A 372-nucleotide genomic window follows, 5' to 3' on the forward strand; every position below is an offset into this window, starting at 1 on the left:
GTAGGCCCCTTCGTGAGTAGGTTAGATATCACAATCCGCGTAATCGTCTTTGAGCTTCTGTTTCTTGTCGGCAACCGATTCGCGCAATTCGCGAACGTCCTCTATTGCGCCGCGCAATTCATCGCGCCAGTATTCCGACACGTGGCGCACTTTGATGCACTCACGGATACGAGTAAGCCGGGCCTCGGTCAAGCTTTCTTCGTGCTCGATATCGCTTTCAAGCTTCTTTGCCTCCTGATAGCGTTCGTCGTATTCTTTGCAACCCTCGGCACAAATCCGTGCGTGTTCGTCGGCTGCACGGGCCGCCTCGCGCCAGTCGTCATAAACAGTATGAAAAATCACGTGCTCCCCGTTTTCCGACCACGTATAGCC

The 372-nt window shown here is 54.0% G+C and carries 1 protein-coding gene; it reads right to left on the reverse strand.

The annotated features are described in order from the left end of the window. Positions 1-21 precede the first annotated feature (21 nt). A partial coding sequence (locus AC1RPT_RS07775; RefSeq protein WP_481762980.1) for a hypothetical protein occupies positions 22-372 on the reverse strand: 351 nt, incomplete at its 5' end.

It is taken from the genome of Dellaglioa sp. CoH-56-MRSF-11 (assembly GCF_056782135.1).